This window comes from Labilibaculum antarcticum (genome assembly GCF_002356295.1).
In the GTDB taxonomy this organism is placed as follows: domain Bacteria; phylum Bacteroidota; class Bacteroidia; order Bacteroidales; family Marinifilaceae; genus Labilibaculum; species Labilibaculum antarcticum.
On sequence record NZ_AP018042.1, the window covers coordinates 2586773 to 2608302 of the forward strand.

Sequence of the window (21530 nt, forward strand, 5' to 3'; positions counted from 1 at the left end):
AAAAGTTGTTACAACAAGAGTTTATTTTGCGTCTCATTTAATTTGGGGAATCAGCTTTTGTAGCCATTTAGGTTTATTGGAATAGAATAACAGACAAGTGTTCCTTGTAATTTTGGATCTTGATGTTTTAAATCGATGATTTCAAACTTCATTTTTTTGGCTGATTTAAAATTATAAATCTTAACTCGGTCTAAGGCAATTGATGTGGCAACAGATTTGTGGTTTCTATTTTGTCTGTTCTTTTTGGCTTCATCAATACCAATTCCATTGTCTTTAATTTGAAATCGAAGCAAATCCATATTCTTGTTAAGTGAGATCTTCACCTGTATTTGGGCGTTGGGATTGGTTCTTAGCATTCCATGAACTAAAGCGTTTTCTACAAATGGTTGTGCAAGCATCGGTGGAACAAGAACCTGATCTTGATCAATATTTTTATCAATTTCAAATTCATAACTTATTTCATTCTCAAATCGCAACTTTTGCAGACCGATGTAGTCTCTTAAAGTTTCAAGCTCTGTTCTAAGTGATACAAATTCTTCTCTGGAATTCTCTAAAATACCTCTTACCAAACTGGCCAATCTGGAAAGGTAATTGTTGGCCTCTTCATTCTTTTTATCAAGAATAAAACTCTGAATTGCGGTTAATGAATTGAATAGAAAGTGCGGATTCATTTGAGTTAAAAGCACCTTTTGGCGCAAATCCATGATCTTATGATCTGCTCTTAATCGGTTAATTCGTAAAGAAACCATGATGGCAAGAGCACCCAATATCATGACTATCGTTAGAATAATAAGCCAAGAATTTTTCTTGGCTAATTCAAGATGCTGTATTTGGCTTTTTTGTTGTAAAAGTTCCAACTCTTGTTGACTTTTCTCTGTCTCATATGCTATGGAAAGTTCTGAAAAACGATTATTTGAAGAGATCTTATTTAAAGAATCATTTACTTGAATCATCTTGCTTTGACTAACAAATGCCTCTTTAAAATCTTGTTTTTCACGATATATGTTCGTTAAGGAATTTAGAATTTCAGATCGCCATTTAAGCATGTTATTTTTAACTGCTAATTGGTCAGCTTCCTGAAGGTATTTTTCCGCCAAATAGGTATTTCTTTCGCTCATTGCGATTCTGGCCAGTTCTAATTTCGCACTAATTAAACCATGCTTATCTCCAATCTGAATTCTAATTTTCTCAGCTTTTTTCACATAAACAGTGGCAGAATCCAGTATGTTTTGAGAGTGATATAAATAGCCAATATTGAAAAGTAATTTGGAGTCGAATAAAACATCCCCAACTTTAGAATTCTCATGAAGTGATTGGGTATAAAGGTCTAAGCTTTTTGTGAAGTTCTTGTTTTGTTCAGCTATTGCGCCAAGGTTGCAGTAGGCATTCGCTATTTCTTTGGAGTTTTTGAAATTTTTAAAGTTAGAAAGAGCTAATTGATAATAGCTTTCGGCTGTAGTTAAATTCTCTTGCAAGTAGTAAAGGTTACCCAGATTGTTGAAAACACTTCCTAGACCTTCGCGGTAATCAATTTCTTTATAGATGTTTAGGTTTCGCAGGTAATACTCCAGAGCCATGTCATACTTGGCTTGTCTTTTATATAACAGGCCAATATTTCCCAATACTTTTCCAATATCCGATTTTGAATTAAGAGCTTCAAATTGCGGAATTGCTTTATTGTAATAAAGGAAAGCTGAATCGGTTGTTCCGGAAATGTAATAATTGATTCCTTGTGTTTTATAAGCTTTTGAAAGAAGCTTCGGATCCTGAGTCTCTTCTGCCATTTCAATGGCCTTTTGGCAAATAGCAATACTCTTATCTATGGAACTGTTGCGTAAATAGACAGATGAGTCTAAAAAGTGGGTTATTTGTTGAGTAGCAGGATTTTCTTCTTGCTTATTATTTGGACTAAATACATTGGCGAATGTAGAGGAATAACAAGAAATCAATATAAAAATCAGAGTAGCACGCAATAGCTTCATAATTATGAATTTGTGGTGATGGAAATCAATAGTTATTATCGATTTCATTCCTGCGTAAATTAAAGAAATTGTTTAAATAATTAATACTAATGTTTTAATTAAAATGAATCAAAATCAGATCAGTAAGGAGTATGCAATACTTATTCTTTGGTGTATTAGGTTTTACATGCACTAAAAAAAGCCTGATCAAACGATCAGGCTTTGTAACTATATTTTGTGATTTTAAACTTAGAAATTATACGAAACACCGATTCCTGGTAAAAACCCAGTGTTTTGATATTCTCCGCCAAATCCAGAATTTCCATCAACAGCAGTAATTTTTTCTCCTTTGATATACAACAAAGAAGCATCCACGCTTAATTTATCTGTTAGCATATAAGATAAACCTGCTGAGATACCAATTTTGTTGGCACCTGGAGTTTCAGGTGTATAAAATGCCTTGTTTGTTGGAGTTTCATCATAATAGAAACCTGCACGAATGTCTAATTTTTCATTTGCAGAATATTGAGCTCCAATTCTGTATGTTGCTGAATTACTCCAATTTCTTGTGCTTTTTGAGTCTGTAAGAACAGGCACTTCAACAGGACCTCCAGGAGTTGAAACCATAGTAGTTGTATTTGTTTCGAAATCAAAATCCAGTGATTTGTATTCATCCCATTGTACAAAATTTACATCGGCAGATACCAACCATTTTTCATTAATTTGATACGCTAAACCAAGATTAAAACTTGCAGGTAAAGGAAGAGTTGCAGCTACACCACCGTCAGGAAATAAAGGAGAAACAGGATCAATTACAGTGAAATCAACGTCTCCATCAGAGTATTCTAATTCTACATCTACTTGAGATCGATATGAAAGTCCAATGTTTAATTTTTCTGTTGGTTGAAGGAAGATACCTAAATTGTAGCCATACTGAATGTTACTACCGCTAATATTTACTTCTCCGTCTGGAGCTCCAAGTGAAGCTAAGGGAAGAGCTCTATTTAATTCTACACTGCCGTATACAATATTAAGACCGGCACCAACACTAATCCAGTCAGTAAGTTGATAAGAAACTGTAGGCTGAATGTAAATAGCTTTTAAACTAATATCCTGAATCAAGTATTTTCCAGACCAGGTTTTACCAAAGTCAACTTTGTTACCGAATGGGGTGTAAACACCTAAACCAAAAGCAAGCTTTTCATTTACTTTCATCGATCCATATAAATAGAATGGAGTTCCTGTTGGGTTATCTGTTTCTTCTTTTCCTAGAGCTCCAGTAAATTCAGTCTTAATTATCGTAGCAAATCCTCCTACCGAGAAACTATATTTTTGATCCAGTGTGGCTAAAGCCCCGGGATTCCATTGCATACTACTAGCATCAAAATTTAATGCAGTACCAACATGGCCCATACCAGTTTGTTTATTGCCTTGAACGTTAACAGCGTAACCTTCAGCTTTTACATTTACCGCCATTGCAAGTATTGCAAGAGCTAAACATATTTTTCTTATCATAAGTAGATGATTAATTAATTCGGGGGAAATATAATCCAATTTATATGTATTGCAAGTAAGACATTGTATTTGTAGGACTTTAAATCTAATGTGCACCAATGATTATAGTATGTATGGATGTATCTAAATTTATAAGTAAGACGATCGGGTTTGGTACTCGTGTTAGTTTTTATTAAATTATTAATACTTTTAACCTGAATAATAATTCCTTATTCAATTATATGAGCGTAAACGTGAATAAAAAAACGGGAGGTGATTTTGTTTATCAAAGTTTTAAAGAAGGCTACAAAAGTATTACGCCCTCTTTAATTAATCGTTCGTTTGAATGGAACGATAAACAAATCAATATACTTTTAGAAGCTGCCATGCTTGAATTAGGGGAGCTAAATGCCTATTCCAAATTTTTTCCTGGAATCGATAAACATGTTCCGTTGTTTGTGGCTCAGGAAGTTATTGCATCAAATCTTATCGAAGGCAATAAGAGTGATTTGTATCAAGCTTTCGTTCCAGATATTTCGCAATCGTTTAAAAGTCAATACGCACAAAAGGAAATCGCAAATCATATTAAGGCGATACGTTGGGGTGTAAATGAACTGCAAAAGTTTCCATTGTCTGTTCGTTTGATAAAAGAGGCACATAAAATTCTATGTGCTGATCTTCCTGCTAAAGAAGAATTTGGTGGGAAAATTAGATCTTTTTTTCAGGCTCATGAGAATCCTTTTAAAGAAGAGTCGAATTATACGCCACCCAATAAACATGAATTGAAAATATTAATTAATGATGGTAAAAAATTCTGGCGAAATGATGATTTGGAATTACCACAATTAATTAAAATGGCCATTTCCTTGTATCAGTTTGAAAATATACTGCCTTTTTTGGATGGGAATGGGAGAACAGCCCGAACATTGATCTTGTTTGAAATCATCAGCTTAAAATTTGTGGCTCGTCCTATATTTTGTCTGTCAATTTTCTTTGAAAAAAACCGCTTGGAATATTATCATCGTTTGAATTTAATCAGAACTAAGAATGATATTGAGCAGTGGATTAGATTTTTCCTCGCGGGGATAAAGGAAACAGCAATTCATAGTAAGGATCTTTTGGGAAATGTTGAAAGCCTCACTAAGCATTACGAGTCGGTTATTGAAGACAATATGGGCAAAAAAAGGAAACAGTCGGCCAAACAATTGCTGTCTGAGTTTTATTCGAATCCTTTTATGTCGGTAAGTGATGTTAAGGATAAGTTGCAATTGAGCTTTCAATCTGCGAACTTATTGGTGAAGGAATTTGAGACTCATGGTTTGCTTAAGGAATACGCAGGTGCCCGCAGAAATAGAGTTTTTTATTTGTGGGAATACTTAAAATTGTTTGAATTATAAGTCGTGCCGATTGTTGTTTCGTTTGAATCCTAAATTCGCGAGCTCATCTACGCCCCCAACTCAACATACATCGGCATTATACCATTTAGCTTTATGGCCAAGACTAAAGTTCATTTGGTAGAAAAGGATAATGCAAAAAAAGAGCTTGATTCAGACATGAATCAAACTCCTTTTTTATTTTAGTTAGGCTTTATCTACCCAAAACTTCTTTCATTTTTTTACCAATATCCGCAGGCGATTTTACCACATGAATTCCGGCAGCAGTCAAAGCTTTCATCTTTTCTTCGGCAGTTCCTTTACCACCAGCAATAATAGCACCGGCATGGCCCATGCGTTTGCCCGGAGGAGCTGTCTGGCCTGCGATAAATGCAACAACTGGCTTGTCTACGTGTTTAGCGATGTAAGCCGCAGCATCTTCTTCATCCGATCCACCAATCTCACCAATTAAAACAATGGCTTCAGTTTTAGGATCTGCATTTAAAAGTTTAACCGCATCAATGTGCTTGGTGCCAATAATTGGATCGCCACCAATACCAATTGCAGTTGATTGACCTAATCCAGCTTCGCCCAACTGATGAACAGCTTCGTAGGTTAAAGTTCCCGATCGGGAAATAATACCAATTGTACCTGGTTTGTGAATAAATCCTGGCATAATTCCAATTTTTGCCTCACCCGGAGTAATAACTCCCGGACAGTTAGGACCGATCAGTGTTGTTTTAGGAAATTTCTTCAAGTATTCATGAACTTTCAACATATCCAAAGTAGGAATGCCTTCGGTAATACAGACAACCAAAGAAATACCTGCTTCTGCCGCTTCCATAATTGCATCGGCTGCAAATGGTGGCGGAACAAATATTACAGATGCATTTGCACCGGTTTTTGCAACAGCACCTTTCATGGTGTTGTGAATGGGTATTTTATCCATAAATAGCTGTCCGCCTTTACCAGGAGTAACTCCAGCTACAACATTAGTCCCATATTCTATCATTTGTTGGGTATGGTAAGTCCCTTCGGAACCAGTGATTCCCTGAACCACCAGCTTTGTGTTTTTATCTACTAATACACTCATTATGCTTAAATTGTTTTAAGGGTGGCTACTACTTTTTCGGCAGCATCTTTCAATTCTGTTGCTGCAATAATATTCATTCCTGATTCTTCCAAAAGCTTTTTACCTTCTTCAGCATTAGTTCCTTGTAAGCGAACCACAATTGGCACTTTAGTATCAATATTCTTAATGGCTTCAATAACTCCTTTTGCAACACGGTCGCAACGTACAATACCACCAAAAATATTAATTAGAACAGCTTTTACGCTACCATCCGAAAGGATAATTCGAAAGCCTTTTTCAACTGTTTCTGCTGAAGCAGCTCCTCCAACATCAAGAAAGTTAGCTGGTTCACCACCTTGTAGTTTAATAATATCCATAGTTCCCATTGCCAGTCCGGCTCCGTTTACCATACAACCAATATTACCATCCAATTTAATGTAATTTAAGCCCGATCTGCCAGCTTCAATTTCCAAAGGCTCTTCTTCATCTAAATCGCGCAAAGCACTTATATCTTTATGACGATATAATGCATTGTCATCGAAATTGGCTTTAGCATCTAAAGCAATTACATCACCTTCTTTGGTTACAACCAATGGGTTGATTTCAAAGATGGAAGCATCAGTTCCTATGTATGCATTGTAAAGAGCCATTAGGAATTTAACCCCATTTTTAAAAGCATCTCCGGTTAAACCGAGAGAAAATGCCATTTGTCTGGCTTGAAATGCTTGTAAACCAACAGCTGTATCAACTGCAACCTTCATAATTTTTTCAGGAGTTTCTTCAGCAACCTTTTCGATTTCCATTCCACCTTCAGTAGATACCATAAAGGTAACTTTTGAGGTAGCTCGGTCCATTACAATTCCGGCATACAACTCGCGATCGATATTCGAAGCGGCTTCTATTAAAACTTTTTTTACCAAATTTCCTTCCGGACCAGTTTGGTGTGTTATTAGAGTCATCCCCAGGATATCGTTTGCGTAACGAGTTACATCTTGAGCTGTAGGTGCAAATTTAACACCTCCACCTTTTCCTCTTCCACCTGCGTGGATTTGGGCTTTTACTACTACGGGCAGACCAATTTCGGCTGCAGCCTTTTCAGCTTCCTGAACAGAAAAAGCAATTTTGCTTTCTGGAACAGGTACACCAAACGATCGTAAAATTTCCTTTGCTTGATATTCGTGAATCTTCATTCTTACTAATTTTTTGTTAGGCTTGGAAAAGACATGCTAATGATCTGTGTTTATCGTTTTTGAACAAGTAAGCAGGTCGGTAACAATTACTATTTAAATGCTTAGTTTTTTGACGAACCTAAATATATAAATATCTGCATGAAATAAAAAGGGCATTTGCTGTAAATTCAAAAGAGTTTTGAATCTTTTATTTTTCTGAAATATTGAGATGTCTGGAGGGGATGAAAATCGGATGATTTACTGTTTGCGAACCGAAAAACATGTAAAAACTTCCATTTATCGAATAAAATGAAGATTCTCCCGATAAAATGTGGGAAGAGACTATCATATTTAGTAATTTCAAACTCAAAGCAAAAAGACCATAGTAGAAACTTGTTTATTGAGTGTGGCCAATGAAGATAAATATTTTATTATGTTGACAGATTGTTTTATTTTTAATCCGTAAATTAAAAAGCAAAGAAAAATGAGCACATACTATAACAAGGTTAAAGATTATTTGTTGAATTTAGAATTCAATATTGTAAAAGAAGATATTGCAGAAGAGCTGTTTGTGGTTGAAAATCCCGAAGGTGGAATTGCAAATCTAATTGTTGATTGTGAGGATCCAATTTTGATTATTGAAGGAGTATTATTTGAATTGAATGCTGAGAAACCTGAAGTTTATAAAGCATTACTTCAAAAGAACAGAGAAATAGTTCATGGTGCATTTGTTCTGGATGAATCTGGGAAAAAAGTTCTTTTTAGAGATACTCTACCGTTGGAGAATTTAGATCAGAATGAATTAGAGGCAACACTTAACTCATTAGAATTGTTATTAAGTGAGTATTCGGAAGAGATTATTTCATATTCAAAATTATAACCAAATAAACCAATATACAAATGGGAATTTTTAGTAGATTATTCAACGTGGGTAAATCAGAAGCTCATGCCGCTATAGATAAATTAGAAGATCCGATTAAGATGACCGAACAGGGAATCAGAGATCTAAAAAATGATTTGGATAAAAGTTTGCAGGCTTTAGCTGAAGTTAAAGCGATGGCAATTCGTAGCAAGAGAGAACTGAATGAACAAAAATCAGTAGCGAAAAACTACGAGCAAAAGGCAATGTTATTATTGCAAAAAGCTGAAAAAGGCGAGATTGAAATGTCGGAAGCGGAGCGTTTGGCAACCGAGGCCTTGGCAAAAAAAGAAGATGCAATTTCTACGGTAGCAAGATCGCAGGAAGAAGTTGTTAAATTTGATGGCAACATTAGCCAATTAGATTCGAATGTTAAGAAATTGAAATCGACCATTACCCGTTACGAGAATGAGTTGAAGACTTTAAAAGCCCGTGCACGTGTAAGTCAGGCTACTCAAAAAATTAACAAACAACTTTCCGGTATTGATAGTTCTGGTACAGTTGGGATGTTAGAGAAAATGAAAGATAAAGTAGCGCAGCAAGAGGCAATGGCTGAAGCATACGGTGATATTGCTTTTGAAAACCGTAGCTTAGATGATGAAATTGACTCAACTTTAAACGAAACTAATGTGAAAGCATCAAATTCACTGGAAGAGTTAAAAGCGAAAATGAAGAATAAAGAATAGCTGTTTTTTACAAATTTGAACGAAATTAAAAATGGGATTTACCGATTTTTTTAAACGGAAACAGCCGAAATACGACAGCACCAATATCCGGGTTACCGACCTGGATGTTGGTTTTGTTTTTGAATATGATCTGTCGAGCTGGGAAGTGCAAGCGAGTTATGAGTACGATTGGGGCGATAATTATTTCTCTAAAGAATATAAGATTAACAATGGCAGTAAAACACTTTTTCTTTCAATAGAGGAAGATGATGAAATAAGCCTGTCGGTTTGCGATAAGATTAAGGTTCGTGAGTTGGGCGATAATGTTTTAACTGATTTAATGAATCTTCAGAAACCTCCAAAGACTCTAATCTATAAGGATAAAAAATATTTATTGGATCAGGAATCACCAGGTTACTTTAATGATAAAACACGGGGTGAAGATTGGGTCGAATTTATTTCATGGGATTTTGTTGATGAATCCGGAGAATTTATTGTTACCATTGAGCAATGGGAGGAAAAAGAATTCGAAGCTTCGGCCGGTAAGGCAATTAAGGAATTCGAAATATCTAATATACTACCGAAATAAATTAGCAGTGAGAGTTATAAATGAAAGTCAAAGACTCATCGTTTATAACTCTTAATTCATAATTATAAATTACAATTTATGAACACTTTAACTAAAGTAATCATTGGGATTATTGTCGTGTTTTTTATTGCAAAAACCTGTAGTCGATCAGAATCTTCGTCAGGTGCAAAAACATTTCAGAAATCTCCTGTTGATGAGTTGATCAAAGGCATGAATAATGAACAGAACTTCTCCATTATTTTATTGGATATGGATGCCAATGAAAGTTCTGATGATTATCGTCATCAATATCAGGTACTCATTCAGCGTCCGGACACTGTACTGGAACAAAAATTAGATTGGAAAAAGGTAAGCGCGACTTTCTTCTCTCAGAATATGAATAATATGGGAATGGAAATTGCTTCCAAAAAGGATGGGGTTGTGACCAAGCAGGCTGTACCTGCAGGATACAATCACTATGTTGGAAATGAGAAATACGGGCGATGGGAAAATCGTGGAGGATCTTCTTTCTGGGCATTTTACGGCCAATATGCATTTATGTCGCACATGTTCAACATGGGATCCTACCGACGTTCTTATTACAATGATTACCGTGGCGGTGGATATTATGGAAGTTCTCGCGGATATTATGGTCCTAGAGGAGGTAGTCCCGTTTACGGAACCAAGTCATATACTTCTTCCGGTTCGGGAAGTAGTAGCAAGTGGGGAAGCAAACCTTCTACATTTAAAGATAACGTTCGAAGCAGGGTAAGTCGTTCAGCGAGTGCCAGCAGGGCAAGATCTTCGGCTAAAACAACAAGAAGTTCATCAAGATACAGAACAAGTTCAACTCGCTCACGCAGCGGTGGATTTGGAAAATAAACCATTGTATAACTCATAGATTTAAAACTTATGATATCATTATCAGAAATTTCGTTTATTGTTTATGATGCTGTGGTTTATATCATGGCAGCATTTGTTATTTTCCTGATTGGAAAATTTATTTATCAATTGCTTCATCCATCTTTTAAAGTAAAAGAAGAGTTAGTGAAGAAGGATAATTTTGCCTTTGCCATTTCTCATGTTGGTTACTATATCGGACTATTGTTCTCAATAGGAAGTGCAATTGTAGGTCCATCGAATGGTTTAGTAAATGATGTGATTGACATAGCCGTTTACGGTATGTTGGCTATTGTACTTTTGAACATTTCCATATTTTTGTCAGATTATTTAATTCTTCGAAATTTTTCAGTTCGTAAGGAGATTATCGAGGATCAGAATGCAGGAACCGGCGTTGTCGAAGGAGCTGTTTCGGTAGCATCAGGTTTAATCATATTTGGTGCAGTATCGGGTGAAAGTGATAATATGCTGTTTGGAATTCTTACTGCAGTTGTCTTCTGGGCATTTGGTCAGTTAGCGTTGATTGTAACTACACGTATTTACAATTGGATTACCCCATACAACTTGCACGAGCACATTGAAAAAGACAATGTAGCGGTTGGAATTGGATTTGCCGGAGCTATAATTGCGATTGCCAATTTAATCCGTTTTGGAATAGCAGGCGATTTTGAAGGTTGGTTACCAACCTTTACCGAAGCGGGTTTTGAGCTTATCGTTGGTCTGATTCTATTGCCGGTTATGCGTTTGATTACGGATAAAATATTACTTCCAGGCGAACGATTAACCGACGAAATCATTAATCAGGAAAACCCAAATATTGGAGCAGCTCTGGTTGAGGCATTTGCTTACATCGGTGGATCAGTTCTAATCACATGGTGCTTATAGGAGTTATGAATTACGAATTATGAGTTTTTAATTTCAGGATAAATTCAAAAAATATCCTTTGTGCTCATGATTTATATTTCATCCTTTTAAAAAGGATTAGCTAGAAATAGCATGGCTCAACAGGTTTTTGGAACTTTTCTCTTTCTGGAGTTATCTGGAAAGGGGCTGGTGCCTGTAAAATCACGAATTATAAATGCTGAATTAAGAAGAAGTGTTCAAGAATAAATCAACATTATTAAAAGCGGCAATTTTTGCCACTGGGTTTTCCGGTGTAGTATCAGAGTATATTTTGTCCACTTTGGCTCAGTACTTTTTAGGTAATTCGGTATTTCATTGGGTGATGATTATCTCACTCATGTTATTCTCTATGGGCTTGGGTAGTCGATTCACTAAAAATTTTGAGACCAAATTATTAAAGCGTTTTCTGATATTGGAATTCGCATTATCGTTTATCGTTTCGTTTGCCGCTTTGCTGGTCTATACCGCTTCGGCTTACACGCAATCTATTGGAATCCTTATATATAGTCTGGCAATATGCATTGGATTGTTAATAGGAATGGAAATTCCTTTGGTGATTCGTATTAACGAAGATTACGAGAAATTAAGATTTAATATCTCCAATATTTTAGAGAACGATTATTATGGAAGTTTACTGGGAGGGATATTTTTTGCCTTTATCGGATTACCGGTATTTGGATTAATTTATACGCCTTTTATTCTTGGTTTTGTAAATTTTTCGGTCTCTATTGTTGTGTTGATTTTTCTTTGGGATCTGTTAAAATCTTCAGATAGAAAATTATTGATTGGCTTTGCTGTATTCATTATGATTTCGCTGACTACTGGTATTTTTGTTACCGATCCAATCATTAAATACGGGGAGCAACAAAAGTACTCTGATAAGATTATTTACACAGAGCAGACAAAATATCAGCGCATTGTAATCACTGAATGGAAGAATGATTACTGGTTGTATTTGAATGGTAATGAGCAATTGTGTACACGTGATGAACTCATGTATCATGAGCCTTTGGTGCATCCTGCTATGACTTTGCATCCAAATCCGGTTAACGTTTTGGTACTAGGTGGTGGTGATGGATGCGCAGTTCGGGAAATTCTAAAATATCCAAAAGTAGAACACATAACTTTGGTAGATTTAGATCCGGCTATGACAAAATTGGGAAAAACACATCCTATTCTAACCAATCTTAATCAGAATTCCTTAACTAACGAAAAAGTGGAGGTTTTGAATGATGATGGTTACAAGTATTTGATATCGAATAATGATTATTACGATGTGATTATTATTGATTTACCGGATCCTCGTAACATAGAATTGGGGCGATTGTATTCACATGAATTCTATAAACTGTGTTACAAACACATGCGTCCCGGCGGAGTGATTGTGACTCAGTCTGGCAGTCCGTATTTTGCAACTCAGGCATTCTTGTGTATTTTAGAGACAATGAGAAGTGCTGGTTTTGAAACGGTTCCACTGCACAATCAGGTATTAACCTTGGGCGAATGGGGATGGAATTTAGGAGTGAAGAATACAACTGGTGAAAATGTAAAGAAACAATTACAGAATCTGGAATTTGATGTACCAACTCGTTGGATCAATAGGGAAGCAATGATGCTGATCACATCTTTTGGTAAGGATTTTTATCCTTGGGAAAAGGATAGTGTGTATATTAACCGAATTCATGAACCTGTACTGTATAAGTATTATTTGAAAGGCAATTGGGATCTTTATTAAAAGTAGTGTTCTAGCATGCTGCAACGCTACTTTTAATCGATTCATAATCATAAAAATTAACGTCGAATGGAGACGAAAACAAAAATATTATCAGCAAAAATTCATAATCTTCGATTCTGGGTTTCGGAACATGATTCAAAAGTATTGCAAGCGCAGTTTCAATATTATTTGGAGCAGGTTGGCTTTGTGATTTTGAATTTTACCGATCATCATTTCCCGGTTCAGGGATATACGGCATTTTGGTTGCTTGCTGAATCGCATTTGGCTATTCATACTTTTCCTGATAAAGGATGGTCGTATGTTGAGTTAAGCAGTTGCAACCAAAAAAAAGCAGAAGATTTCCAAAGCCTGGTAAATGCAAGCAAGCTGAACGTGAAATGGAACGGAGATGGAGTAGAAATTTGTGTACCGGAATAATTAGAAGCACATGAGGAAAAGGCTAAGTATCTTTATTGCATTTTTAATATACGTGATTGCAATATTGGCAATTAAGTATTTTGAGGGGCAATCACCTGATTCAAATATCAAGACAATTGGAGATGCGTTTTGGTATGCCATTGTAACTCTTACTACGGTAGGATATGGTGATTTTTATCCGGTAACATTTGCGGGTAAAATTATCGGCTTAATCGTGATTATCGGAAGTTTGGGAATATTGGGATTTGTAATTGGTGAAGTAACTGTTAGATTTAATCAGTATATGGAAAAGAAAAAAAGTGGTTTCTGGGGAAGTGATTTTGATAATCATTACATCATTATTGGCTGGAATGAATTCGGACAAAAAGTTGCTAGTCAGATTATTCAGGCAGGACAAAAAGTTGCTTTTGTAACCAACAATAAAGCTGATTTGGATTTAATTGCTGATTTGTACTCTTCTAAAAATACATTTAGTCTTTTTGCTGATTACTCAAATGTAGAAGCTTTAAATAAAGTGAATGTTGAGGGTTCAAAACGAATATTTGTGAATTTTGATGACGATTCGGAAACCTTGGTTTTTGTGATCAACTTAAAGAAAAGATACCCCGAGGCGAATGTAGTGGTTACTTGTTTAAATCCAAGTTTGAGAGAAACTTTTGTGAATGCTGGTATTGTTCACGTAATTGCACAGAGTGAAGTCGCCTCAAAATTGGTAGCATCTTATTTGTTTGAGCCTTATGTAGCTACTTATACCGAAGATTTAATTTCTACAAGTATTGACGATGACGATTCGGACATTCAGCAGTATATAATTATAGAAGATTGCGATTTTTCAGATGAGGAATATATGGATGCTTTCATGAAACTGAAGTTGGATCATAACGCAATTTTGATTGGGATGGTGAAGGATGGCATGTTAATGAAGAATCCACCAAAAGGGACAATGATTGAAACGGGCGATTACTTGATTGTAATCTCTAGCGGAGAAACTAAAAAGAACCTCGAGAATTTCTTTGGCGTGAAGGAAGGTGAGTAATCGAATTCTATTCAGGATTATATCCAACATCATCAGGAAGATTAGGAGCTTGAGAAGCCATAACTGCTAGCTGATCGGCACGTTCGTTTCCAGGAATGTTAGCGTGACCTTTTATCCAAACAAATTTCACATTGTGCTTTTTGTAAATTTCCAGAAATCGTATCCACAAATCGGCATTCTTTTTCCCTTTAAAACGCTTCTGAACCCAACCGAAAACCCACTTTTTTTCAACCGAATCAACCACGTATTTCGAATCGGAGTAAACTGTAACATCACATCCAGGAGTTTTTAGAGCTTCCAATCCAACAATTACAGCCATTAGCTCCATTCTGTTGTTTGTGGTCAGCTTGAATCCCTGATTTAAATCTTTACGATGCTTTCCTGAAATTAGAACAGTCCCGTAACCGCCCGGCCCGGGGTTTCCACTTGCTGCTCCATCAGTATACATGATTACTTTTGATGACATATTTTTGTTTTGAGGTTTTCAAATCAAAAGTAACAAAATTTACATTTCTCTCAGTGTTTTATTGTGTGCATAAAAAAGGATGTCCGAAAATTCGAACATCCTTTAAAATATTTTGTGAGAGATTAATTACTTCACAATAGTCATTTCGTCAATTAGATTTTGAGCACCAGCAAACTTGTCAATAATGAAAAGTGTGTAGCGAATATCAAGATTAATGCATCTTTGAAGATTCTCTTCAAAATCAATATCTCCAGACATAGCCTCAGAATTACCATCAAAAGCAGTACCAATTAGCTCACCGTTTCCGTTAATTACAGGAGAACCAGAGTTACCACCGGTAATATCACTGTTGGTTAAGAAACAAACAGGTAAATTGCCATTTTTATCAGCATACTGACCAAAGTCTTTCTTATTATATAACTCTTTCAGTTTAGCAGGAACAACAAACTCATCATTTGTTGGATCTTCTTTTTCCATTACTCCTTTTAGAGTTGTGAAATGCTTATAGTAAACGCCATCCTTCGGAGTGTATCCGCCAACATTACCATAGGTTAATCGGAGAGATGAATTTGCATCAGGAGATAGGTTTTTCTTTTTGTTGATTTGCATGATACCATCAACAAAAAGACGTTTCCCTTTTTGTAATTCTTCAGCTCCTTTTGATAGCTCACCTCTAATTTCTTTATATTTTGCAATTATTGAATTACCAATTTTAAAGGCAATATCATTTTCAAGAGTTTCTAGTTCTGGTGCGTCAAGAAACTTACTAAAGCTTTCAGATGTTGCAAAAACAGAGTTTGTGTAAACATCAGAAGCTAATTTATCAAAGTCGTTGCTATATTTTTCAGTAAACGTTTTGAATATTTCTGGCTGTTGTTCTGTTGGTATATTCTCTGCGTACATTTTGTACATGCCAGCCATCAGTTTTTGATCGGTTGGAGCATTATAATCTTTATAGAATCCTTCAGCAGATTGACGTAAATCAGTAATTTCTTTATCAATAGCTACGTTATTTAGAGTGTCGGCCGCAAGTAATGATTTTAATCCGCCTAATTTAATTGTAAAAACAGGCATTTCGGCACCGCTTAGTAAGGCTTCTCTTAGGTAAGAGCTAGCATTCATTACTTCTTTACGTTCAGCATAAACCTGAGCAATCATATCAAGAGCTTTTCCATATTTACTAGCTCTTTTTGATTTCTTATTCGCCCATTCCAAGTATTCCGTTTCAATTTCTTGCTTGTGTCCCATGGTATTCAATTTCGCAAGAGCTTTGTTTTGCTCATATGAATATTTCCAATAATTGGCACTACCAGCATGTTTAGATGCATATTGAATACGAACTTTAGCATCCTTAAGCATATCCTTCTTCATAATATCCAACTTTAAAGTACGGATATCATAACGGTTTTGGTTGGTTATTTTCATGGTTTCCTCCAAACCAAAAGAGGTAAGGTAACGATTGGTCGTTCCAGGGAATCCCATAATCATTGCAAAATCTTGTTCCTCTACTCCTTTAGCAGATACAGGAAGATGATGATTTGGTTTTAATGGAATATTTTCTGCCGAGTAAGAAGCAGGTTTGCCATCAGGTCCGGTATAAATTCTGAACATAGAGAAATCTGCAGTATGACGTGGCCACATCCAGTTATCTGTATCGCCACCAAATTTACCCATCGATTGTGGCGGAGCCCCCACTAAACGAACATCTTTATAAATTACATATACAAAAAGGAAATATTGGTTTCCTTCAAACATGCTTCTAACATTTGCTTTATACTCAGTTCCTTCTTCAGCTTTTTTCTCCAATTCTACGGCAATTTTTTCAATTGCTTTGTAGCGATCTTCCTCAGTCATTTCGTCATTCACTACCGAAAGAACTTCTTTCGATACATCTGCCATACGAACTAAAATAGATGCTGTAATATCAGGATTAGTAAGCTCTTCTTTTTTGTCGTAAGCCCAAAACCCATCAGAAAGGTAATCATGTTCGGTTGTAGAGTGCGATTGTAAAGCACCAAAACCACAGTGGTGATTTGTAAGAAACAATCCCTGATCAGAGATAATTTCACCAGTGCAGAAATGACGGAATGGTCTTCCTTCGGTTCCCAGACCAACAATCGCATCCTTTAAACTACTCTTGTTGATACTATAAATATCATCGGTAGATAATTTTAAACCTTTTGCCTGCATTTCGGCAGCATTCTTATTTAATAGAGATAAAAGCCACATGCCTTCATCTGCTTTTGCATTGGAATAGCTAAGTAGTAAACTTAGTCCCAAAATTAATGATGCAAATTTTCTCATTTTAGTTGCTTTAAATTTTTAATCTAACCAAAGTAGTTTTGTAAACTAATTTGGTTAATTGTTGTTGTAAGTATTTAGTTGATTAGCAAAGTTACTATTAATATGCAATTACGCTTTTCTGTTACGAATGATAAAAAGTGCACTGAAAACTAAAGTTCTGATAGTTAGTTGTTTATTCTTCGTGCTGGAATTGGGAAATTCGATGAACCCTGCATTTTTCTCGTTGAAGAGAATTTATAATAATCTGTTAATGAGCCGTATTTCCCTAAAACTTGAACTCAAGTTGATCTGATAAAAGTCTAAATGTCTTTCTGTGGATGGAGTTGATTCCATACTCCCGAATTGCCAATCGATGTTTTTTTGTCGGATAACCTTTGTTATTTTTCCAATCGTACCCAGGAAATTTCTCATGTTCAGATAACATATAGTCATCACGATAAGTTTTTGCCAGAACTGAGGCTGCGGCAATAGATAAGTATTTACCATCTCCTCTAACGATACAAGTATGTTTGATTTCCGGATAGGGCGTAAAGCGGTTTCCATCAATGAGTAAATGCTCCGGTTTAATTTTTAGCTGTTCAATAGCTCGGTGCATGGCTAAAAATGAAGCGTTCAAAATATTAATCTGATCAATTTCTGTGTGGCTGACAATTCCAACGGCCCAGGCAATGGCTTCTTTCTCAATTACATCACGAAGCAAATACCTGTTCTTTTCAGAAAGTTTTTTTGAATCATTTAATAATTTATGAGTGAAATTTTCGGGTAAGATTACTGCCGATGCGAATACTGGTCCTGCAAGACATCCTCGTCCTGCTTCGTCGCAACCAGCTTCAATTGTATTTTTGTGTAAATAGGAGGCTAAACCATTCATAGATGCAATATTTGTTGGCAAAAATAGATCGAATTTTCGATCTATTTAGTTTTTATGCCTTATAATTCTGGCTCCATCAATGAATTCAGACTTTATACTTTTAGGATTGTCTATGATTTCGTAAAACTCATCAAAATAATTTAAGGCACGTTCTTTTTCTTTATCATCCAAATAAGGACAACTAGTGTATAAGTCGTATAAAAGTTCTTTTTTTATTCTAAACTCCCTGAAGATGTATTCAAGTTCCTCTGCAGTTCTTTGATAACCTCTGTAAAGTCGATCATGAATGGATTGAATATCCAATTTAGCATTAGGAATGGCATAAGGAGCATTCACTAAACTAGCCCAGTCGAAATCATAAGGTACAGTTATAAGGCGTGAGGTTGGCGTCTTCGAAATAAGTTTAATATTATGAAGGGTTGGTACTCCCCAGTCTGTGTTTCCAACCATGTATTGGAAAATGGCAAGTTTTGTTACTTTGCCAATATTGGTGCGATCCTGGTGCACTTTGGTGTCATAACGAGTTATTTTACCATTCCGCTTAGCCATCTGTTTAAAATCTTCTATAAAGAAAGCAAATTTTGTAATCGGCTTCATTTTATCTTCGCTGTCTTTATAGCTTATCTTAGCCAAACGAACTCTAAAACTTTCTGGGGTAAAAATATTGTATGCTTTGTAGATCAGATATTCCTGCATAAGCATTTGCTCAAACCTTTCATTGCGATTCTGACAATGTGTAACTAATTTTAGTTTGTTGTTATCGTGGAAGAGAGAATAATTTGATCCTGCTTTATTAAATTTTATGTTTAGAGGAGGAAATGCACATATACTCCGGTTTTTTCTAAAATTGCCTCTGGTTTTAAGTTCTACAATCATAGATACAATTGAATCCCCTAATAGGTAGGATAATCTTCCTTTGTGGTATTTGTTTTTATTACCAACATCCTTAATGAGTGCTTTCAGATCGGTGTTGATTGATAATTCTAAAAGGGAATCGGATGCAAATAAATCTGGCGCATGATAAACAGAATCAATCACTTCCTGACTACTTGCAAGCAATCTTGAGCATCCTAGTAAAAAAAGGAAGACTGTTAGAAAAGTGTGGTGTCGAAATGTTTTTATCATCAATGAAATGTTTCGTTAGTCAAGTAATTCTTTCACTTATTTCGGCGTCGGTTAATATGTTTGGAGTTGCTTCTTCTCTGTAGAATACAATTAGTTTTATGCTCCCTTTTGCTAGATCTATTTGTCCAATACTAAATTTTGCGACCTCCATTCCTGTTCGGGTTTCGATGTCGTCTATCAATTCCTGATGTCTGCTTGGGTGAATTAAATCAATCCGGTCATAAACGATTGTTCTTCTGGCCAAATGACGTTTCATCCATACTCTTTCCATTACCCAGGTGGTTGCCATAAAAGCTGCATTTGTGAAGGCTATTTCACCAAAACTAACTTCACCTCTGGTTAAAGCATTAATTACTGATATGGTAATAACAAGAAACAGGTAGGTCATTTCCCTAATTGGTATGGTATCGGTACGGTACCTGATAATTCCAAATATTGCAAATAGTCCAAGAGCAAAACCTAGCTGTAACTCAATACTTCCAAGTAAAAAACAAAGGAAAAATACAGTTGTACTAATCATGATGTAGGTAAAAACATAGGATCGTTTTCCTGTAGCTCTGAAATAAACGTAATTGATAACAAAAACAGTTACCAATAAATTGAGTATAAACCGAAGTGACAATTCAAGAAGATTATTCGAATAAATAATTGATGTCGGAATATTCGGGTTTGTTATTATATCAGTAAAAAATTCCATGTTGTTTCAGTTTTATTGTAATCGTTCCTTTTCCTTATGTGCAAATATCCGATAATATTTCTGATTCTCTATAAGTAAGCCCTGATCAATATAGTTTGGATCACCTATGGGAACATCCATCGCAATTAGCTTAAACGAATAAAATGGATATACTCTGGCAACAGGAGTGTGTCCAAAAATAATAACAGTAGAATTGTAAAATTCCAGTGTTTTAAGTACTTCTTGTAAAGATATTCGATCGTATTTTGGAGTTCTTGATAAATATCCACGATACCATAACGGACTATTTGAAAATAAAAATATGTCAACTAATGTTGTATCTGCCAGCTCGGTATAATTATTTAGATGATATCTCATTCCATCATTCACCTCATTAATACTCATTTTTTTCGCTATAAGTTCAGGTGAAATACCGCCATGTACAAATAACTGTTCACCAATGCGGACAAGTGTGTTTTTGGATCGCAGCCATTTTCCTAAAATGGAGTGTTTGTCAAAGAAATGAGAGTAGTGAAAGTTTACATGATGAGCGGCATGCTGATACTTATCTATCACATATCGATCATCAAACAACAGAGCCATCGTTTCATGATTTCCCAGAAGATAATGAACCATACCTCCTTGTTTTTTGGCCTGAATTTCTAGTTGGAAAATGAACCACAAACATTCTGTAACCTTATTTCCCCTGTCGAACACGTCACCGGTAAATACTACTTGTCCATCACCATAGTCCCATCTATTGTTCTTATCAATAATTTTGTTGTACCGAAGAATAGCTAACAATGATTCAAATTCACCATGGATATCTCCCAAAACTACAATTCTGTTATTGGAAGGATTTTCTCCAGATTCAGGTTTGATTTTATGAGGAATAGTATAAGTTAACGTGTCATTTCCCGCAAATCCCATAAAGGTTAATGTGTCATGTTTAAATCGAAAAGTCTTACTTATTTTTCTGGTTTTGTTCTTAATGCTGTCGTGTACCACATAAAAAGCCTCCACTTTCGATGATGAAATGTATCTGACGTGCGGGCCTTCTACATAGCTTCCTACAAGCAAGGAGTCCTTGCTGATAGTATCCTGTTCTGTAGCTGCTTGCGAATCAAAAGAGGCAAGTGTGAATAGAAGGAGCAGGAATGAGTAGATCGGTTTTATTTGCATTAATATCTTATTGTGTTATTTAGAGTCTTTAAAGATAAGATTAATTTCTATTTTAATTAAATCAAATTCATATTCTTGTTAATCATGTATATCTAATAAGATATCCTTATTTTTGTAAAAAAAGAATCAGTATGTATACAAAAGAAGAATCGAAAGAAATTAAGATCCAGTTTTGGGATGGATTTAAAAGATATTCAAAAGAAAAGGGAAGAAAGATGACTTCTTGGGTTTTACGTGGAACACAAATTAAGGAAGTACAGTTAAAGTTTGATTTGAATGAAGATGGTGCTTTTGTTATTTTGCAAGTTGATAGTAAACTCGAGTCAAAAAGGCATTCTGTATTTGAAAGGTTTGAGATGTATAAGCCAGTGATAGCTGATGCTTGTGGTGCCGATTTAAAGTGGGAGAAAGACTATTTTATTAAGGGATTTAAGGATGTTGGCATGATTTACTATCATTTGGACGGAGCATCGATATATAAAAAAGAAGAATGGGAAAGTTACTTTGAATTCATGTTCTCGAAAATGTCAATTTTGGAAGAAGCATATTTAGATGTTAAAGATGTTGTATTGCAAGGAGTGTAGCGTATTTTTTTTTGGACCTGTATCTGTGTGATAAACAGGATGTAAATCCTTATTGAAAGCAGTGCTGGTAAGGGTTTGTTGGAATTTTATTGCAATAACTTTGTTTTCGA

Annotated in this window: 20 protein-coding genes; 10 read left to right on the forward strand and 10 right to left on the reverse strand. The window is 35.5% G+C overall.

Translation table 11 applies throughout. The features are described from left to right. Positions 1–50 precede the first annotated feature (50 nt). Together ALGA_RS10185 and ALGA_RS10190 are read right to left on the reverse strand one after the other, a co-directional pair. Complete coding sequence (locus ALGA_RS10185; protein WP_096429214.1) at positions 51–2030, reverse strand: tetratricopeptide repeat-containing sensor histidine kinase; 1980 nt, start codon at positions 2028–2030, stop codon at positions 51–53. A 180-nt stretch (positions 2031–2210) separates the two neighbouring features. After that, the gene (locus ALGA_RS10190; RefSeq protein WP_096429215.1) at positions 2211–3476 is read right to left on the reverse strand and encodes an OmpP1/FadL family transporter; all 1266 of its coding nucleotides are present in this window, start codon (positions 3474–3476) and stop codon (positions 2211–2213) included. Between the two features lie 233 nt (positions 3477–3709). Between ALGA_RS10190 and ALGA_RS10195 the strand changes: the two genes are divergently transcribed. Further along, positions 3710–4852 carry a Fic family protein gene (locus ALGA_RS10195; RefSeq protein ID WP_162845428.1) on the forward strand — a complete coding sequence of 381 codons (1143 nt, stop codon included), beginning with the start codon at positions 3710–3712 and terminating at the stop codon, positions 4850–4852. A 190-nt stretch (positions 4853–5042) separates the two neighbouring features. Here the strand turns inward: ALGA_RS10195 and sucD are convergent, their stop codons facing one another. Then, on the reverse strand, positions 5043–5921 hold the full coding sequence (gene sucD, locus ALGA_RS10200; protein ID WP_096429217.1) for a succinate--CoA ligase subunit alpha: 879 nt from the start codon (positions 5919–5921) through the stop codon (positions 5043–5045). Between the two features lie 5 nt (positions 5922–5926). After that, positions 5927–7090: an ADP-forming succinate--CoA ligase subunit beta gene (gene sucC / locus ALGA_RS10205; protein WP_096429218.1), complete on the reverse strand. Its 1164-nt coding sequence runs from the start codon at positions 7088–7090 to the stop codon at positions 5927–5929. 463 nt (positions 7091–7553) lie between these two features. Here sucC and ALGA_RS10210 point away from each other — a divergent pair, with 463 nt between their 5' ends. The 8 genes from ALGA_RS10210 to ALGA_RS10245 all read left to right on the forward strand — a co-directional run bounded on the left by ALGA_RS10210 (position 7554) and on the right by ALGA_RS10245 (position 14212). Further along, positions 7554–7949, forward strand: a complete 396-nt coding sequence (locus tag ALGA_RS10210; RefSeq protein ID WP_096429219.1) for a YbjN domain-containing protein — start codon at positions 7554–7556, stop codon at positions 7947–7949. A gap of 20 nt (positions 7950–7969) precedes the next feature. After that, entirely contained in the window at positions 7970–8674 is a 705-nt protein-coding gene (locus ALGA_RS10215) for a PspA/IM30 family protein (RefSeq protein WP_096429220.1), read from the forward strand. A 31-nt stretch (positions 8675–8705) separates the two neighbouring features. Beyond that, the gene (locus tag ALGA_RS10220) at positions 8706–9242 is read left to right on the forward strand and encodes a DUF4178 domain-containing protein (RefSeq protein WP_096429221.1); all 537 of its coding nucleotides are present in this window, start codon (positions 8706–8708) and stop codon (positions 9240–9242) included. 78 nt (positions 9243–9320) lie between these two features. After that, positions 9321–10103 carry a hypothetical protein gene (locus tag ALGA_RS10225; RefSeq protein ID WP_096429222.1) on the forward strand — a complete coding sequence of 261 codons (783 nt, stop codon included), beginning with the start codon at positions 9321–9323 and terminating at the stop codon, positions 10101–10103. A 30-nt stretch (positions 10104–10133) separates the two neighbouring features. Continuing rightward, positions 10134–11006 carry a DUF350 domain-containing protein gene (locus tag ALGA_RS10230; RefSeq protein ID WP_096429223.1) on the forward strand — a complete coding sequence of 291 codons (873 nt, stop codon included), beginning with the start codon at positions 10134–10136 and terminating at the stop codon, positions 11004–11006. A 211-nt stretch (positions 11007–11217) separates the two neighbouring features. Next, entirely contained in the window at positions 11218–12759 is a 1542-nt protein-coding gene (locus ALGA_RS10235; RefSeq protein WP_096429224.1) for a polyamine aminopropyltransferase, read from the forward strand. Between the two features lie 66 nt (positions 12760–12825). Then, the gene (locus ALGA_RS10240) at positions 12826–13176 is read left to right on the forward strand and encodes an S-adenosylmethionine decarboxylase family protein (RefSeq protein WP_096429225.1); all 351 of its coding nucleotides are present in this window, start codon (positions 12826–12828) and stop codon (positions 13174–13176) included. A 10-nt stretch (positions 13177–13186) separates the two neighbouring features. Next, entirely contained in the window at positions 13187–14212 is a 1026-nt protein-coding gene (locus ALGA_RS10245) for a potassium channel family protein (RefSeq protein ID WP_096429226.1), read from the forward strand. A gap of 7 nt (positions 14213–14219) precedes the next feature. Here the strand turns inward: ALGA_RS10245 and rnhA are convergent, their stop codons facing one another. The 6 genes from rnhA to ALGA_RS10275 all read right to left on the reverse strand — a co-directional run bounded on the left by rnhA (position 14220) and on the right by ALGA_RS10275 (position 20836). Beyond that, complete coding sequence (gene rnhA, locus ALGA_RS10250) at positions 14220–14678, reverse strand: ribonuclease HI (protein ID WP_096429227.1); 459 nt, start codon at positions 14676–14678, stop codon at positions 14220–14222. Positions 14679–14804: 126 nt separating this feature from the next. Then, complete coding sequence (locus ALGA_RS10255) at positions 14805–16982, reverse strand: S46 family peptidase (RefSeq protein WP_096429228.1); 2178 nt, start codon at positions 16980–16982, stop codon at positions 14805–14807. 265 nt (positions 16983–17247) lie between these two features. After that, positions 17248–17853, reverse strand: a complete 606-nt coding sequence (locus ALGA_RS10260) for a ribonuclease HII (RefSeq protein WP_096429229.1) — start codon at positions 17851–17853, stop codon at positions 17248–17250. A gap of 45 nt (positions 17854–17898) precedes the next feature. After that, positions 17899–18978 carry a hypothetical protein gene (locus ALGA_RS10265; RefSeq protein WP_096429230.1) on the reverse strand — a complete coding sequence of 360 codons (1080 nt, stop codon included), beginning with the start codon at positions 18976–18978 and terminating at the stop codon, positions 17899–17901. Between the two features lie 19 nt (positions 18979–18997). Then, the gene (locus ALGA_RS10270) at positions 18998–19675 is read right to left on the reverse strand and encodes a DUF4956 domain-containing protein (protein WP_096429231.1); all 678 of its coding nucleotides are present in this window, start codon (positions 19673–19675) and stop codon (positions 18998–19000) included. A 12-nt stretch (positions 19676–19687) separates the two neighbouring features. Then, a complete protein-coding gene (locus tag ALGA_RS10275; RefSeq protein ID WP_096429232.1) occupies positions 19688–20836 on the reverse strand; it encodes a metallophosphoesterase in 1149 nt (382 codons plus the stop codon). Positions 20837–20967: 131 nt separating this feature from the next. On the opposite strand from ALGA_RS10275, the gene ALGA_RS10280 reads away from it, so the two are divergent. Further along, positions 20968–21420 carry a DUF4268 domain-containing protein gene (locus ALGA_RS10280; RefSeq protein WP_096429233.1) on the forward strand — a complete coding sequence of 151 codons (453 nt, stop codon included), beginning with the start codon at positions 20968–20970 and terminating at the stop codon, positions 21418–21420. Positions 21421–21530: the final 110 nt, after the last annotated feature.

Excerpts from the sequence above, each read along its gene's own strand:
- ALGA_RS10185 (WP_096429214.1), bottom strand. The coding sequence starts at position 2,030 with ATGAAATCGATAATAACTATTGATTTCCATCACCACAAATTCATAATT.
- ALGA_RS10190 (WP_096429215.1), bottom strand. The coding sequence starts at position 3,476 with ATGATAAGAAAAATATGTTTAGCTCTTGCAATACTTGCAATGGCGGTA.
- sucD (WP_096429217.1), bottom strand. The coding sequence starts at position 5,921 with ATGAGTGTATTAGTAGATAAAAACACAAAGCTGGTGGTTCAGGGAATC.
- sucC (WP_096429218.1), bottom strand. The coding sequence starts at position 7,090 with ATGAAGATTCACGAATATCAAGCAAAGGAAATTTTACGATCGTTTGGT.
- ALGA_RS10210 (WP_096429219.1), top strand. The coding sequence starts at position 7,554 with ATGAGCACATACTATAACAAGGTTAAAGATTATTTGTTGAATTTAGAA.
- ALGA_RS10215 (WP_096429220.1), top strand. The coding sequence starts at position 7,970 with ATGGGAATTTTTAGTAGATTATTCAACGTGGGTAAATCAGAAGCTCAT.
- ALGA_RS10220 (WP_096429221.1), top strand. The coding sequence starts at position 8,706 with ATGGGATTTACCGATTTTTTTAAACGGAAACAGCCGAAATACGACAGC.
- ALGA_RS10225 (WP_096429222.1), top strand. The coding sequence starts at position 9,321 with ATGAACACTTTAACTAAAGTAATCATTGGGATTATTGTCGTGTTTTTT.
- ALGA_RS10230 (WP_096429223.1), top strand. The coding sequence starts at position 10,134 with ATGATATCATTATCAGAAATTTCGTTTATTGTTTATGATGCTGTGGTT.
- ALGA_RS10240 (WP_096429225.1), top strand. The coding sequence starts at position 12,826 with ATGGAGACGAAAACAAAAATATTATCAGCAAAAATTCATAATCTTCGA.
- ALGA_RS10245 (WP_096429226.1), top strand. The coding sequence starts at position 13,187 with ATGAGGAAAAGGCTAAGTATCTTTATTGCATTTTTAATATACGTGATT.
- rnhA (WP_096429227.1), bottom strand. The coding sequence starts at position 14,678 with ATGTCATCAAAAGTAATCATGTATACTGATGGAGCAGCAAGTGGAAAC.
- ALGA_RS10255 (WP_096429228.1), bottom strand. The coding sequence starts at position 16,982 with ATGAGAAAATTTGCATCATTAATTTTGGGACTAAGTTTACTACTTAGC.
- ALGA_RS10260 (WP_096429229.1), bottom strand. The coding sequence starts at position 17,853 with ATGAATGGTTTAGCCTCCTATTTACACAAAAATACAATTGAAGCTGGT.
- ALGA_RS10265 (WP_096429230.1), bottom strand. The coding sequence starts at position 18,978 with ATGATAAAAACATTTCGACACCACACTTTTCTAACAGTCTTCCTTTTT.
- ALGA_RS10270 (WP_096429231.1), bottom strand. The coding sequence starts at position 19,675 with ATGGAATTTTTTACTGATATAATAACAAACCCGAATATTCCGACATCA.
- ALGA_RS10275 (WP_096429232.1), bottom strand. The coding sequence starts at position 20,836 with ATGCAAATAAAACCGATCTACTCATTCCTGCTCCTTCTATTCACACTT.
- ALGA_RS10280 (WP_096429233.1), top strand. The coding sequence starts at position 20,968 with ATGTATACAAAAGAAGAATCGAAAGAAATTAAGATCCAGTTTTGGGAT.